This is a genomic window from Streptantibioticus silvisoli (genome assembly GCF_027947535.2).
GTDB classification, from domain to species: domain Bacteria; phylum Actinomycetota; class Actinomycetes; order Streptomycetales; family Streptomycetaceae; genus Streptantibioticus_C; species Streptantibioticus_C silvisoli.
On record NZ_JAAGKO020000055.1, the window covers coordinates 45876 to 59971 of the forward strand.

Genomic DNA, 14096 nt, shown 5'->3' on the forward strand with positions numbered 1-14096 from the left:
TCAGCCCGCCAGCAGTTTCGCCACCGCGGGCAGCGCCGCCGGGTCGGCCAGCGCGGAGCCGAGGGCGACCACGTCGGCGCCGGCGGCCAGGAAGGCGGCCGCGTTGCCGGGGTCGATGCCGCCGGTGGCGACGTAGCGCAGCTGCGGGAACGGGCCGCGCATGGCGCCGAACCAGCCGGTGCCCAGCACGGTGGCCGGGAACGCCTTGACCCAGGTCAGGCCGAGGCCGGCGGCCAGCTGGAGTTCGGTGCCGGTGGCGACGCCCGGCAGGTGCGGCATCCCGGCGGCGTGGCTGGCGGCGACGACCTCGGCGGAAAGCCCCGGCGCGACGGTGAAGGCGGCTCCGGCCGCGTGGGCGGTGGCGGCCAGCCCGGGGTCGGTCACCGTGCCGGCGCCGACCGGGCGGCCGTCGGCGCGGCCGGCCTCGACGGTGGCGCGCAGCGCGGCCACCGCGGTGTCGGACTGGATCGTCACCTCGACGATCTTGATGCCCAACGACCAAGCGGTACGGGCGAGTTCAACGGTGCGGTCGACGTCGTAGCCGCGCAGGATCGCCATCAGGGGCACGTCGGCGAAGGCGTCGGCGAACCAGGTGTTGCCGGTGAGCGGGCCGGTCACGGTTTCCATCCGAGCTCCTTGGAGATCGCGCTCGCCGCCTCGCCGAGGGCGGGCAGGAGCTGGTGCAGTTCGGGCAGCCCGGCACGGGCCTTGAGCGCGGTGACCGAGACCGCGGCGGTGACCTCGCCGGAGGCGTCGCGGATCGGCATGGCGACGCAGTTGACGTAGTCCTCGAACTCGCCGTCGTCGACCGCCCAGCCGCGGGCGCGGACGTCGGCCAGCTGGGCGAGGTAGGCGTCGCGGTCGGTGAGGGTGGTGCCGGTGTGCGGTTCGAACCGGCAGCCGCGCAGCAGCCGTTCGGTGGTCGCGGGGGAGCGGAAGGCCAGGATCGCCTTGGCGACGCCCGCCGCGTGCAGGGCCACCGGCAGGCCGACCTGCGAGTACAGCCGCACCGAGCGCGGCGGCTCCAGCTTGTCCGCGTAGATGACGCGGTCGCCTTCGAGCACGGCCAGGTGCACGGTGTGGGTGGACCGTTCGCACAGCCGGGCCAGGTGCGGCCGGGCGACGTGGCTGAGGTCGAACTGCTCCAGCGCCAGCTGGGCCAGCCCCGCCAGCCGGTAGCCGACGCCGTACCGGCCGTCCGCGTGCCGCCGGGTCAGCGCGCTCTCGGTGAGCGTCTCCAGCAGGCGCAGCGCCGTGGAGCGGTGCACGTCGAGGTGGCGGGCCACGTCGGCCGGATTGCGCGGCTCCTGGCTGACGAACTCCAGGATCTCGATGGCCCGGGCCACGGTCTGCGACACGGCGGCCCCCTACCGGTCCGCGGTGGGAACGAAGTCGGCCGTGCCGGCCAGCGAGCGGGCCGCCAGCCGGTGTCCGAGGCGGAGCCGCCCGGCGGACCCCTCGCCGTCGAGCAGCCCGGCCAGGTAGCCGGCGGCGAACGCGTCCCCGGCGCCGACCGCCTCGACGACCTCGATCGGGTGCGCGGCGGCGAACACCGCGCCGCCGGGCAGCGCGTCGTGGAAGTCGGTGGCGCCGACCGCGCCGTCCTTGACCACCAGGTGGGCCGGCTCCGGCAGCAGGGCCCGGACGTCCTCGGCGGTGGCCGTGCCCCACAGCGTCTGCGCCTCGTCCCGGCCGACGAACACCACGTCGGCGCGGCGGGCCAGCTCCAGCAGCACGGGCGCGGCGGTCCCGGCGGACCACAGTCCGGGGCGGTGGTTGACGTCGAACGACACCAGCGGCCCGGCGCCGGTCCCGGCCTCGCCGGTCCCACGGTCCGCTGTCGCCGGCCCCGTCCCGCTCGTCGCCCCCGCGGCAGCCCCGGCAGCCCCGGCAGGGCTCCGGCCTGCGAACCGGTCCAGCACCTCCCGCACCAGCGCGCGGCAGGAGTCGGACAGGGCGGCGGTGATGCCGCTGAGGTGGATCACCCGGGTGCCGTCCGGTGCGACGCCGGCCAGGTCGGCGGGGGACAGGCGGGAGGCGGCGGAGCCGGCGCGGTAGTAGTGCACGGCGGTGCCGTCCGGGCCGGGGTCCTTGAAGTAGACGCCGGTCGGCGCGCCGGGGTCGAGGGTCACCCGGGAGGTGTCGACGCCGTGCCGTTCCAGGGCGGCGAGCACCCGGCGGCCGAGCGGGTCGTCGCCGAGCCGGCTGACCCACGCGGTGCTGTGGCCCAGTTCCCGCAGGTAGAGCGCGACGGTGGACTCCGCGCCGCCGGCCTCGACCCGGAACAGCTCCGCCGTTTCCAGCGGTTCGGGCCGCACGGGGGTCACCAGTGCCATCGTCTCGCCGATCGCGACGACCTCGGCCACCTGTCCTCCTCCGGTTGGCGGGCGGTTGCGGGTCATGCTCTCACACCCTCCGCAACGCTGTTGCACCATGTGCAACGCGCGACGGAACCGGGCGGAATGCGGGCGGCGTCGCGCCCGTAACGGACAGATGACTGCAACTTCCGCCAACGACAGCCAATCGGGTCAAAACGGTTGCCCGGGCGGGGCGGCCCACCGTAACGTCCCTGCATGAAGCCTGTGGTGGTGATCGGCGCCGGCCCCTACGGGCTGTCGACCGCCGCGCATCTGACCGGACTCGGTGTGCCGGTGCGCGTCTTCGGCGTGCCGATGGCGGGGTGGAGCGAGGCCATGCCGGCCGGCACCATCCTGTGCTCGCCGCCCGCCGACTCCTCCATCGCCGCCCCCGAACCCGGCCACACCCTCCAGGACTTCAACGACGCGATGGGCGAACGGCGGCTGCTCGGCCCCCGCGACCTGGTGACGTTGGACACGTTTGTCCGTTACGGCCGCTGGTACGCCGACCGCCTGGTGCCCGCCGTCGAAGGCGTCCGTGTCGCCGATGTCACCCCGCTCGCCGACCGCCGTGACGTGGCCGGATTCCGCCTGCGGCTGGAGAGCGGCGAGGAGTTCACCGCGCCGGCCGTCGTGGTCGCCACCGGCCTGACCGGCGCCGCCCACCTGCCGCACGAGCTGCGCGGACTCGCCCCGGCCGGCCCCTCGCCCGGCGGACCCGTCTCGCACTCCTCGCAGCACACCGTCTTCCACCGGTTCGCCGGCCGGCACGTCGCCGTCGTCGGCGCCGGGCAGTCCGCCCTGGAGAGCGCCGCGCTGCTCACCGACGCCGGCGCCACCGTCACGCTGCTCGCCCGCCGGCCGGGCTCCGCCGGCTTCGGCCCGCCCCCGCCGCACCGCGGCCCGCCCCGGCCGGGACCCGCCCTCCTGCACCGGCTGCCCGCCGCGCTCCGCCGCGCCCTGGACCGCCCGCCGCCCGGCCCGCGCGGCGCCTGGTGGCTGCGGGACCGCTTCACCGGCGCGGTCACCGTCCTCGACGGCCACCGGGTCGCCGCCGCGGGCCGGACGACGGGCGACCACGCCGCCGCGGAAGGCGTCCGCACCGAGGGCGTGCGCACCGAGGGCGTCCGCACCGAGGGCGTCCGCACCGAGGGCGTGCGCACCGAGGGCGTCCGCACCGAGGGCGTGCGCACCGAGGGCGTGCGCGCCGGAGACCTCCCCGCCGGAGACGCCCGCACCGAGGGCGCCCGCACCGGTGACCTCCCCGCCGGAGACGTCCGCACCGGCGGCGCGGCCGTCGGCACCCCCGTCGGCAGCGTCGCCATCGGCACCCCCGTCGACAGCTCCGCGGTCGTCAGCGCCGTCTCCGGTGCCGTGCCGGGTGCCGTGCCAGGTGCCGTCTCCGGTGCCGTCCCCGGTGCCGTCTCCGGCGGCGCGGTGGCCCGGGGCGGCGGCCTCGCCACCGGCTCCCGCGTCCTGCTGCTGACCGGCGGGCCGGCCGGGCCCGGGGAGCTGGTCGCCGACCACGTGCTGGCCGCCACCGGTTACCGCTTCGACCTCGACGCGCTGGACTTCCTGGCCGTCGCGCTGCGCGCCCGGCTGACCAGGGACGGCGGCGCTCCCCGGCTGGACCAGTGGTTCCGCAGCTCGCTGCCGGGGCTGTTCTTCGCCGGTCCGGTGGCCGCCAGCGCGTTCGGCGGCGCGCTGCGCACCGTGCGCGGCACCGGGTTCGCCGCCCCGCGGGTGGCCCGCGCGATCGCCGCCGCGGTGGGTCCCGGGCGCTGACCGGCGGGGTCCCCGGCGAAATCCGGGCGCCGACCGGCGGATCCCCGGTGGGTTCCGGGGCGCTGACCGGCGAGCTTCCCGGCGGGCTCGCCGGAGGGGGCCGCGGCGGGTGACCGGGCCGGGCCCGGAGTGCGTCGTGGCGGGTGAACGGGCCGGCCCCGGAGTGCGTATCGGTGCAGGCACAGCGAACCGGCCATCTGTGAACGAGCACGGACCGGATACGCTCTAACAGTGGCACTGAGGCCACGACCGAATCAGCGACAGGAGTTCCCCTCGTGACCGTCGTCGGGCCCTTCGGGCTGAGTGTGCGCGACCAGGTCCTTGACACCGACATCCGCTCCGGTCTGGCGGACGTCGAGGAGGGCCTGCTGGAGGCCACCAAGAGCGACGTCCCGTTCATCAACGGCGCGTCCCAGCACCTGGTCCGCGCCGGCGGCAAGCGCTTCAGGCCCCTGCTGACCCTGGTGGCGGCCCAGTTCGGCGACCCGCACGCCCCCGGCGTCGTACCGTCCGCCGTCGTCGTGGAACTCACCCACCTCGCCACCCTCTACCACGACGACGTCATGGACGAGGCCGACGTACGGCGCGGGGTGGCCAGCGCGAACGCCCGGTGGGACAACTCGGTCGCCGTCCTGACCGGCGACTTCCTGTTCGCCCGCGCCTCCCGGGTGGTCGCCGACCTCGGCCCCGAGGCGGTACGCATCCAGGCCGAGGCGTTCGAACGGCTGGTCACCGGCCAGATCCTGGAGACGGTCGGGCCCGCCGCCGACCGCGACCCGATCGACCACTACTTCGACGTCATCTCCGGCAAGACCGGCGCCCTCTTCGGCGTCTCCGGACGCTTCGGCGCCCTGCTGGCCGGCGCGGACGAGGCGGTCGTCGACATCCTCACCCAGTACGGCGAGCGCATCGGCACCGCCTTCCAGCTCGCCGACGACGTCCTCGACATCGCCAGCGACAGCCAGGAGTCCGGCAAGACCCCCGGTACCGACCTGCGCGAGGGCATCCCCACCCTGCCGGTGCTGCACCTGAGGTCGGGCCGGTTCGACTCGCCCGAGGACCAGCGGCTGCGCGACCTGCTCGACGGCGACCTGACCGACGACGCCAAGCACGCCGAGGCCCTCGGCCTGCTGCGCGCCCACCCCGCGCTGGAGCAGGCCCGCCGCGACACCGTCCGGTACGCGGACACCGCCCGCGAACTGCTCGGCCCGCTGCGCGACTGCCCGGCGAAGATGGCGCTGGAGGCCCTCTGCGACGCGGTCGTCCACCGCGCCGGCTGACGGCCCCGCCCCGGCGTCGTCACGGGACGCAGGTCCGGCGTCGCACGGGAGTCCCGGCGGCATACGGGATCGCCGGTGTCGTGCGTGACGGTCCCGGCGGCAGCCGTCCGGTGTCGTACGTGACGTGAACGGCCCGCCCCCTGTCACAGGAGGCGGGCCGTCCCCGTTACCGGGCCTGCCCGGGTTACCGGAGCGGCCGGAGCAGCCGGAGCCCGGCGCGCGTCAGCGGCTCACTCCTTGACGCTCACCAGCGTGCGGCCGTCCAGTGTGCGGACGTCGAAGTGGTCGATCTGGCCGCGGGAGAAGCCGGTGCCGCCCCAGACGGTCAGCGGCTTCGGCATGCCCGGCATCCCGTACCCCGCGTCGGGCACCGCCCAGGTCGTCGCGGTCTGCGAGGCGCCGGTGGAGGAGACCGCGACGAGCTTGCAGCTCAGCGGCCCGTGGACGCCGGACAGGGTGAGGCCCAGGTCGGTGCCCCAGCTCTCGTCGGTCATGGTGACCTTCGCCCGCACCCCGGCCGGCGCGGTGCCGGACGCGGTGGCGGACACCGCCGTGGAACCGTTCGACGAGGAGGTGGCCAGCGCGGTGACCACGGGACCGGCGATGATCAGCGCGACCGCGGCGGCCACCAGGTAGAGCCGGCGGTGCCGCGTCGTACGGCGGGTGTCGCGTACGTCGGCCAGCAGCCGGTCCAGCAGTTGGGGCTCCGGCGGCGCCAGCAGCGCGTCGGCCCGCTGCCCGGGCGGCAGGTCGGCGGCGAACTCCGCCAGCGCGGCCTCGACGTCCATCAGCGATTCGAGTTCGGCGCCGCACGGATCGCAGACCGCCAGGTGCTCCTCGAAGGCGGTGGCGTCGTCGTCGTTCAGAGCGCCCAGCACGTAGGCGCCGACGTCAAGGTGTCGCTCGCACGGCGGCGTCACGACGTCACCCCCCGCTCCTCCAGCGCGATCTTCAGCGACCGCAGCGCGTAGAACGCCCGGGACCGGACCGTCCCGGCCGGGATGCCCAGCTCCTCCGCCGCCTCGTTGACCGTGCGGCCCCCGAAGTAGGTGGCGACCAGCACCTCGCGGTGCGCGTCGGTCAAGTCTGTCATGGCGTCGGAGATGGTCATCAGCCGCAGCGTACGGTCCATCTCGTCCGCCGCGGGCATCGATTCCAGCGGGGTGGCGTCCACCTCCTTGGGGCGGGCGCTGCGGTTGCGGTGCCCGTCGATCACGATGCGGCGGGCCACGGTCACCAGCCAGGGGCGCAGCGAACCGGTGGAGCGGTTGAGCTGCTCGGTGTTGCGCCAGGCGCGCACCAGCGTCTCCTGCACCACGTCCTCCGCCCGGTGCCGGTCCCCGGCGACCAGCCGCAGCACGTAGCCGAACAGCGGTCCGGCGTGTTCGTGGTACAGCGCGCGCATCAGCTCCTCGTCCGGCTGCGCGGCGCGGCCGCCGGGCCCGTCGGGCCGGTCCGGCCGGTCGGCCCCGGGGGACCGGGCGGGGCCGCGGGCCCGGCCCTGAAGGGTCTGGTCGTCGGTCACCCCCGAATACTTGCGCATTAAACCTTCAGGGTCGAGGCGGTCGTCCGAAATCAGCGCGATCCTCCCCACCCCTCCGCGAGATCGAGCCACGGGCCGCCGCCGCGGGCACTCCCCGGGCCCACGCCGGCGACACCCCAAGCCCGCGACACCCCGGGCCGGCGACACCCCGGGCCAGCAACACCCCACGCCGGTGACACTCCACGCCGGTGACACTCCACGCCCGCGACACCCCACGCGGCAACACCCCACGCCCGCGACACCCCGGGCCGGACCCGCCCCGCGCCGGCCCCCCGTCGACCCGCCCGAGGCCCGACCCCGGGCGCGCGCCGCAAGGCCCGGCCCCGCCCCCGCCCCGCGCCGGAAGCACCCCTGAGACGCCCCCGAGACGCCCCCGGGGTCGTGTCATACCAGGGACGTACCTCCGATTGGAACCACGGGTTGACGCGGGAACGTCAAGAGTTTGATGGGATCGGGTAAGCGGCATCCAGCAGGGCCCGGGTGACAAAGAGGACCGGGTCGCAACGGCCGCCGACGACGGAGGTAGTCATGCCAGGGATCCAACCGCCGCGTCCGGAGGACGACTTCGGAGGCTACGCGGCGTTCGACGGCGAGGACGAACGGCGCCGCCGCAACCGCAAGGTGGCCCGGTACGCCGTGCCGGTCGCGATCGCCGGACTCGCCGCCGCGACCATCGGCCTCGGCACCGCTCTCGCCACCACGGGTGGCGGCCCCTCGCTGCCCAAGCTCACCCCCGCGCAGCTGATCGCGAAGATGGCCTCGGCCAGGGCCGAGACGGTCTCCGGCTCGGTGCGCGTGAACGCCGACCTGGGCCTGCCCGCGGGCCTGCTCGGCTCCGGCGCGGCCGGCACGCTGGGCGGCGGCTCCGGCCCCGCGTCCCACCTGACCGAGCTGCTTTCCGGCACCCACACGCTGCGCGTCGCCGCCGACGGTCCCACCCGCGAGCGGCTGTCGCTCGGTGACGCCGGTTCCCAGTACAGCGTCGTGCGCGACGGCTCCCAGCTGTGGACCTACGACAGCGCCGACCACTCCGTCCAGCACACCACCGGCCTGTCCACCACCGGGCACGGCGCCCCCGCCACGGTGCCGGCCACCCCGGCCGACGCCGCGAGCCAGGTGCTGAAGGCGCTCGTCCCGACCACGGCCGTCACGGTCGACGGCAGCGCGGAGGTGGCCGGTCAGGCCGCCTACGAGCTGGTGCTCACGCCCAAGCAGTCCGGTAGCACGGTCGGTTCGGTCCGGGTCGCGGTGGACGCGGCGAACGGCGTGCCGCTCAGCTTCACCGTGCTGCCCGCGGGCGGTGGCGGCCCGATCGTCGACATCGCCTGGACCCAGGTCGACTTCGCCCGCCCGGCCGCGAGCGAGTTCGACTTCACCGTCCCCAAGGGCGCCCACGTCACGCAGGCCAAGCCCGGCGCCGACCACGCCCGCACCGGCCAGGTGATACCCGGTATGCCGGGTGCCTTCGCCGGCGGCAAGGGATCGGCGGCCCACGGCAAGCAGGCCGGCACGGTCATCGGCAAGGGCTGGACGTCGGTCGCGGAACTGCGCGTCCCGGCGGCCGCGTTGAACGGCAAGGCGCCGAAGAACGGCAAGAGCACCGGCGGTCAGAGCCCGAACGCGCTGCTCGGCACGCTGGGCAAGCCGGTCAAGGGCGCCTTCGGCTCCGGCACGGTCATCAGCACCCGCCTGGTCAACGTCCTGGTCACCGACAACGGCGGTGTCTACGCCGGTGCGGTCACCCCGTCCGCCCTGGTGAAGGCGGCCGACGCGGCGAAGTGAGGGCCGCTGTCGCGGTGACGTCCGCGATCGCGGTGACGGCCGTGGCGTAGGTGCTGCTGGTCACCCGTGCGGGCTGCTCCGCGGTGGACGTTTGACGTTCGGCGGGGTGGTGTCCGCGGTCGGGGTGCGGCGGGTCGCCCGTGCGGGCGACCGGCCGCCACCGGCCGGCGCGGCGGGGTGACGCCGAGGCCGGCCGTGCGGTGGGGCGACGTCCCCGAGCCGCGCGGCCGGCCGGTGCCGCCGGGAGCGGACGCGGCGAACCGGCGCCGCCCACGGCCGAGTTCCCCCGCCCTCGCGCGGCGGGGGAACTCACCCCCCACTCACCCCCACAGACGCGGCAGGTCCAGCGCGAGCGTCACGGTGCCGTGCTCGCCGGCGACGACCAGTTTCCGCCCGCCGCTGAAGGCCAGCGCCCGGCAGCGTGACAGCAGCGGCACCGCCCGTACGCGGCCGGTCGGTAGGTGCCACACGTGCAGCCGCAGGTCGCTCCAGGCCACTGCCAGCACCGGACCGTCGTCGTCTGCGGCGGCACACAGTGCGGTCACCACGGAACGCCGGCGCTCCACCGGCTCCGCCATCGGCGCCGACGGTGCCGCCCACAACCGGACCGTGCCGTCCAGTGCCCCGCTGACCACCAGGGTGTGCCGCCCGTCGCGATCGCGTGCACCCGACACGGCAGTGACCGGCGCCTCGTGAAGGGTCGTCGACAGCGGCTCGTGCCCCCCGCCCGAGGTCTCCCAGACGTGGACCTCACCCCGGGCATCGCCCACGATGAGGACACCGCCATCAGCGCGTTGGCCCAGGGCGGTCGGCCGTGCGCGATCGCCGGCGACCCCTGCGGACCCGTGCCACGCCGCGATCCGTGCCATCGTGTCCGCGGTCGCATCGGTCTTGTCGCCGGCCGCGACAAGTGTTCCGTCACCGGTGAGCAGCAGCGCTGCCGGCCCGGCGCACGCCACGAGGCCGTCGGCGGTCGTGGCCACCGGCGTCGCGAGGTAACCGGCCCGCTCGCCGGCCGACAGGTCCAGGATGCTGACGCCGGCCGCCGGCTCCGCGGCGAACGCCCGTCCCGGAGCATCGGGCAGCGGGGCCAGAGCTGTCGCCAGCAGATCGCGCCGGACCCGCACCGCCCGCTGCGGCAGGTCCGCGACCAGCGGCGCCAGCCGGTCGGCCAGGCCGGTGTCCACGCCGAGGGCGGCCTCGTGCAGCAGAGCCGCACGAGAGCCCGGGGCAAGCGTCGCGTCGGTGAGTTGGGGTGCCGCCACCTGCCATGCCGCGCGCACCCCGGCCGGCACCGGGACGCGTTCGTCGGCCAGCCACGCGGTCACGGCCACCGCCGGGCCGTGCACCAGGAACCAGGGATCGGCGAGCAACCGCCGCACTGCTTCACCGCCGCCCGGGACACGCGGGGCGACATCCAGCACCTGCGCCCACACGGCCTGCGACACCTGGGCCCAGGCCGTCGGACGGGCCGGCCCGGCGACGATCCTCGCGAGCAGCGCCTCCGCCCCGGCCACCGCGTCGTCACGTGTCGAGTCGATGCCCTCTTCTCCCGCGCCGGTACCGCCGTCGGCGCCGTACGCGACGCTGCCGAGGTCCAGGTGTTCGGTGTTGGGCAGACCGGTCAGCAGGGTGCTCTCGCCGACCTCCACCACGGCCCGGACAAAGGGCAGTTCCAGCAGCGGTGTCAGCAACTCCGCAGCCAGCGTGCGAGGGAGAGCCGCCGGGCGGTCGGCCGGACCGCGCCCGGCAAGGTGCAGGTCGGGGATGACCAGCAGCAAAGGCCGTTCGTCGGCGCTCAGTTGATCAAGCAGGCGGTCCGGGGACAGCGGGCCGTAGCCGAGTTGCCTGGCCAGCTCCCAGGCGAAGGTGTCAGTGAACAGCCCGGCCGCCGGGACCAGCGCGTGCACGGTCGTCGCCCGGTGCGAGGCGGACCCGGTGGCCAGCCAGGCCAGCAGACGGCTCTTGCCCGTGCCGCGCCCGCCGCCCACCAGCACCACCCGGGACCGCCCGCCGCTGCTCCCACTCGCGGCCCACGCCGCCAGGGCGGGCCCGTGCCGTTCGGTGACGCCCTCCGGCGCGGGCCACCGCGTCAGGTCGGGCGCCCCGGCCGCCGCCGGTCCGTTCATCCGGCCGCCGCCTGCTCCATCCGCCGCAGACCGTCGGCCCGCGATTCCGCCGTCTCGCCGTAGGGGTACACGTGCGTCATCTCCGCGTGCGGAAGAACCTCCGCCAGCCACATCGAGCAGTAGTGCCCCGGCATGAAGCACGGTTCCAGGTCGGTGTGGACGCGCAGAACACGCTCCGGCGGGACGCCGGCCGCCCGCAGTGCCTGCCACAGCCGCTCTTCGGGATGCTCGGCAATCCCCCCGGAACGGGTGAGGATCTGCTTGTCGCCCCGGGCGTCCACGATCTCGAACGCCGCGTAGCACTCGACGCTCGCGGTGTCCCTGAGGTCGTCGAGCACCCGCGGCCACCAGCGCTCGCGGTCCGCGAACGCCGCCGGGTCGACGGCCCGCAACCGCTCCGACAGGGCGTCGAACGCCTGGGACGCCCACCGGGGCCGGTCAGTGGTGAGAAGGGACCGCAGCGCGGCGTGCAACTCCCGCAGGCACGAGGCGAACGCCGCCGCCGAGGTGTTCACGAAGCGCTCCGGCTCCTCGTAGTCCAGTAGCACCGCGAGTACCGGACCACCGGGTTGCGCGCACAGCTCGAAACCGCCGTCCGTCCCGAACCGGGTCCACGTCCCGCTGCCGGGGCCCGCGACCTTGCGCCCGTTCACCGCCGCGTATCCCGCCAGCGTTGCCGGATCCGCGTCCTCGGTGGAGAAGTACGGCCCCACCCGCCGCGGCACACCGATACCTCCGACCAGCCGCTCGTTCTCTGCGTCGTTGTGTTCACTCACCGGGCGATGCTCCCTTTGGCTGTCGCGTGGGACGGGTCTTTCCACTACGTGGGCGGGTCAGTACTCGCCGCCGACGATGTAGTCGAGGATTCCGTGCCAATGGCAGTCCGGATTCTCCATCGCGACCGGGTCGACCGATCGCATCTCGGCCTCCAGGCGGTCCCGCACGTCCTCGACGAACGGTAGGTCGTCGGTGAGGTCCTCCGGGTTCTCCACAGGCGTGTAGTTCGGGCGCTCGCGCTGGAGCAGATAAAGAAAATGCACGAATTGTCGCAGGCTGCTGCTGAGAACGTAGATCTCCGAGTCCTGCGGCAGGCAGTGAACGGCGCCGGTGTGCGGGTCGAGCGCGAGATCGTCGTAGGGAATCATGCCGAGGACGATCCAGTCACCGGCGCCCGGTGGGACGGTGTCGTGGCCGGCCGCCAGGTTCGTTTCCCCGTCCCGGAGGAATACCAAGTCGTCCCGCAGGCTCTCCTCCAGGTCGAACCAGGGGTTCTCCCACACGGGGATGCCGAGTTCGCGCAGTACCGATCTGGCGTCGGCGTCCCTCACGACGTCGTCGAGGTCGTCACCTTGGTGGGTGACGAGTTCGACGGTGTCGAAGACGGTCTCCAACTGCTCGCGGGTGAGGGATGAGGGACTCATCGCTGCCGTTCTGGTCGTGGTCGGTGGGCCGCCATGGTCTCACCGGCTCGCCTTCAGCGCGTTGAGATAGTCCTCCATGGCCTTGTTCCCGGCGCTCTTCGACGCGTCGGTCGTCCCGTATTCGACGCTGTGCGTGACGCTTATGGTCGGCGGGAATCTCTCCCCCAGCCACGCGCTGCAATTGGCACCGTCTGCGCACGGTGCGCGTTCCGTATAGACCTCGTGGACCCGGCCTTCGTCGCCCTGCCGCAGGAAGGGTATTCCCACCATCCGCTCCGAGTGCCGGTATCCGTTGCTGCGGCCCACCAGGATGAAATCGCCCTTTCCGCCGGTGCCCGCCATTCTGGCCGCGGCGTAGTTGTTGCTCTTGAACGTGGTCCCGTTCCTGCCCTTGACGTAGCCCCCGTAACTCTTGTCCCCGTGCCGGGCGAGCTGGGTGGCACGCGCGAGGTCGGTGCTACCGAGCGGAACCTGGCTCGACGAGGCCTGAGGACGGGGAGTGACCCTGCCCTCGTCGTCGTTCTTGAGCGCGGCTTTTCTCTCGCCCCTCTTCGGTCGTCCGATCGAGGAGTCCTGAAGTCCCAGCCGGGCCTTGTCGTCCTCTGTCAGCGGGCTCTTCGAGCGGTCCGCGTTGAGGCGGGTGACGGTACCGTCGTCGGCGACGTGGTAGACCGGCGTCTCCGAGGGGCGGCCCCTGGCGAGGGCGACCGCGGCGGGAACGGCGACGGCGGCCGGGACGGCGTCGACCGTGGCCGGGGTGTCCGTCTCGGGGTGCGGCGTATGGCCGGCCAGGTCTTCGTCGGCCTTCTTGAGCGTGGCCTCCGCCTTCTTGAGGTCCTTCTCCAGATCACCGAGGACCGTGTGGAGGACGCCCGGGAGCTTGGCGAAGACGTCTTCGGCGATGGATCTGAGCGCGGCGAGCAGGATTTCGACGACGTGCCAGCGGCCGCCGGACTCGTGCGTCTCGACTTCGCGGGAGGCGGTCTTGCGCCGGGCGGCCATGCTGACCGTCTCGGTGCGGCCGCGGTACTTCGCTGCGGTACCGGCGATGTTGCCCAGGGCGGCGTAGTCGGCCTGGAGCGACGTGGCCTCGAAGACGACGTTCGCGCCGCCCAGCAGCATCTTCGTGGCCGACCGGCCGATCTGGCGTGAGAGTTCGTCGGCCGCTTGGTTGATCAGGTAGCCGATGAGCTTGTTCTCCAACTCCTGGAGGGCGAACTTCACCGCTTCCTTGGTGAGCGCGACCTCGGCCGGGAGTTCGCCTTCGGCCAGCCCCAGGGTGAACACCGCCTCGCCCTGCGTGGCGATGAGCTCGACGCCGAGGGCCACCACCGCGCCGCTGACTACGATCTTCTGCGCGAGTACGGCGTCCGCCGAGATGTCGAGCGCGTCGGCGAAGGCGTCGAGGACGGGCTTGAGGCCGCTGATCTCCGAGTGGTAGTGGTCCCAGTTGTCCGCCAGCGTCCGTACGAACGAGGACTGATTGCCGGTTCTGAGGCTCTGGACCGCTGTGTGGCTCATCCGCGAGATGTCGTTGATCTCGGTGACGAACTCCCTGACATCGCTTGCCCAGCCGTGGAGTTGGTCCTCGTCGACCGCCGGCCACGGAAGGCCGACGAAGTTGAGGGCGTCGACCGCCGTGTTCGGTAACTCGTACGACATGCTCTCCCCCGTTGCCACGCACCGGGAGCAGGCGGTGCGTCTTCCGCACGGTAACCAGCACGTCATGAGCGCGACAACCGACTTCACAGAGCCCGCCCAAGGGGAAGCCCACCGCCCCCGCCCCCGTCCTACGGCCC

At 74.0% G+C, this 14096-nt stretch carries 12 protein-coding genes; 3 read left to right on the top strand and 9 right to left on the bottom strand.

All coding sequences use genetic code 11. The annotated features are described in order from the left end of the window. The 3 genes from POF43_RS28370 to POF43_RS28380 are packed head-to-tail and all read right to left on the bottom strand — an operon-like array spanning window position 1 to window position 2366. Window positions 1-627, bottom strand: a complete 627-nt coding sequence (locus POF43_RS28370) for a bifunctional 4-hydroxy-2-oxoglutarate aldolase/2-dehydro-3-deoxy-phosphogluconate aldolase (RefSeq protein WP_271317322.1) — start codon at window positions 625-627, stop codon at window positions 1-3. Continuing rightward, on the bottom strand, window positions 615-1358 hold the full coding sequence (locus POF43_RS35025; protein ID WP_271321968.1) for an IclR family transcriptional regulator: 744 nt from the start codon (window positions 1356-1358) through the stop codon (window positions 615-617). The genes POF43_RS28370 and POF43_RS35025 overlap by 13 nt, the downstream gene beginning before the upstream one ends. Before the next feature lie 9 nt (window positions 1359-1367). After that, window positions 1368-2366, bottom strand: a complete 999-nt coding sequence (locus tag POF43_RS28380) for a sugar kinase (RefSeq protein ID WP_271321967.1) — start codon at window positions 2364-2366, stop codon at window positions 1368-1370. A gap of 207 nt (window positions 2367-2573) precedes the next feature. Between POF43_RS28380 and POF43_RS28385 the strand changes: the two genes are divergently transcribed. Both POF43_RS28385 and POF43_RS28390 read left to right on the top strand, forming a co-directional pair. Next, entirely contained in the window at window positions 2574-4142 is a 1569-nt protein-coding gene (locus POF43_RS28385) for an FAD-dependent oxidoreductase (protein ID WP_282704827.1), read from the top strand. 275 nt (window positions 4143-4417) lie between these two features. Further along, a complete protein-coding gene (locus tag POF43_RS28390) occupies window positions 4418-5422 on the top strand; it encodes a polyprenyl synthetase family protein (protein ID WP_271325309.1) in 1005 nt (334 codons plus the stop codon). Window positions 5423-5652: 230 nt separating this feature from the next. Here the strand turns inward: POF43_RS28390 and POF43_RS28395 are convergent, their stop codons facing one another. Both POF43_RS28395 and POF43_RS28400 read right to left on the bottom strand, forming a co-directional pair. Beyond that, the gene (locus tag POF43_RS28395; RefSeq protein WP_271317892.1) at window positions 5653-6342 is read right to left on the bottom strand and encodes an anti-sigma factor family protein; all 690 of its coding nucleotides are present in this window, start codon (window positions 6340-6342) and stop codon (window positions 5653-5655) included. Next, window positions 6339-6965 (bottom strand): sigma-70 family RNA polymerase sigma factor, encoded by a 627-nt coding sequence (locus POF43_RS28400; protein WP_271325310.1) that lies wholly within the window; start codon window positions 6963-6965, stop codon window positions 6339-6341. Before POF43_RS28400 ends, POF43_RS28395 begins: the two co-directional genes overlap by 4 nt. 528 nt (window positions 6966-7493) lie before the next feature. Between POF43_RS28400 and POF43_RS28405 the strand changes: the two genes are divergently transcribed. Further along, window positions 7494-8747, top strand: a complete 1254-nt coding sequence (locus POF43_RS28405; protein ID WP_271324659.1) for a LolA family protein — start codon at window positions 7494-7496, stop codon at window positions 8745-8747. A gap of 320 nt (window positions 8748-9067) precedes the next feature. Here the strand turns inward: POF43_RS28405 and POF43_RS28410 are convergent, their stop codons facing one another. From POF43_RS28410 to POF43_RS28425, 4 genes are read right to left on the bottom strand one after another with little or no spacing between them, the layout of a single operon-like run. Next, complete coding sequence (locus tag POF43_RS28410) at window positions 9068-10876, bottom strand: hypothetical protein (protein ID WP_271324660.1); 1809 nt, start codon at window positions 10874-10876, stop codon at window positions 9068-9070. Beyond that, a complete protein-coding gene (locus POF43_RS28415) occupies window positions 10873-11652 on the bottom strand; it encodes a nucleic acid/nucleotide deaminase domain-containing protein (protein WP_271324661.1) in 780 nt (259 codons plus the stop codon). The genes POF43_RS28410 and POF43_RS28415 overlap by 4 nt, the downstream gene beginning before the upstream one ends. A 57-nt stretch (window positions 11653-11709) precedes the next feature. Continuing rightward, on the bottom strand, window positions 11710-12297 hold the full coding sequence (locus tag POF43_RS28420; RefSeq protein WP_271324662.1) for an SUKH-4 family immunity protein: 588 nt from the start codon (window positions 12295-12297) through the stop codon (window positions 11710-11712). A 39-nt stretch (window positions 12298-12336) separates the two neighbouring features. After that, entirely contained in the window at window positions 12337-13959 is a 1623-nt protein-coding gene (locus POF43_RS28425) for a nucleic acid/nucleotide deaminase domain-containing protein (protein ID WP_271324663.1), read from the bottom strand. Window positions 13960-14096: the final 137 nt, after the last annotated feature.

Coding starts and splice junctions, on each gene's coding strand:
- POF43_RS28370 (WP_271317322.1), bottom strand. CDS start 627: ATGGAAACCGTGACCGGCCCGCTCACCGGCAACACCTGGTTCGCCGAC.
- POF43_RS28385 (WP_282704827.1), top strand. CDS start 2,574: ATGAAGCCTGTGGTGGTGATCGGCGCCGGCCCCTACGGGCTGTCGACC.
- POF43_RS28405 (WP_271324659.1), top strand. CDS start 7,494: ATGCCAGGGATCCAACCGCCGCGTCCGGAGGACGACTTCGGAGGCTAC.
- POF43_RS28425 (WP_271324663.1), bottom strand. CDS start 13,959: ATGTCGTACGAGTTACCGAACACGGCGGTCGACGCCCTCAACTTCGTC.
- POF43_RS28410 (WP_271324660.1), bottom strand. CDS start 10,876: ATGAACGGACCGGCGGCGGCCGGGGCGCCCGACCTGACGCGGTGGCCC.
- POF43_RS28400 (WP_271325310.1), bottom strand. CDS start 6,965: ATGCGCAAGTATTCGGGGGTGACCGACGACCAGACCCTTCAGGGCCGG.
- POF43_RS28420 (WP_271324662.1), bottom strand. CDS start 12,297: ATGAGTCCCTCATCCCTCACCCGCGAGCAGTTGGAGACCGTCTTCGAC.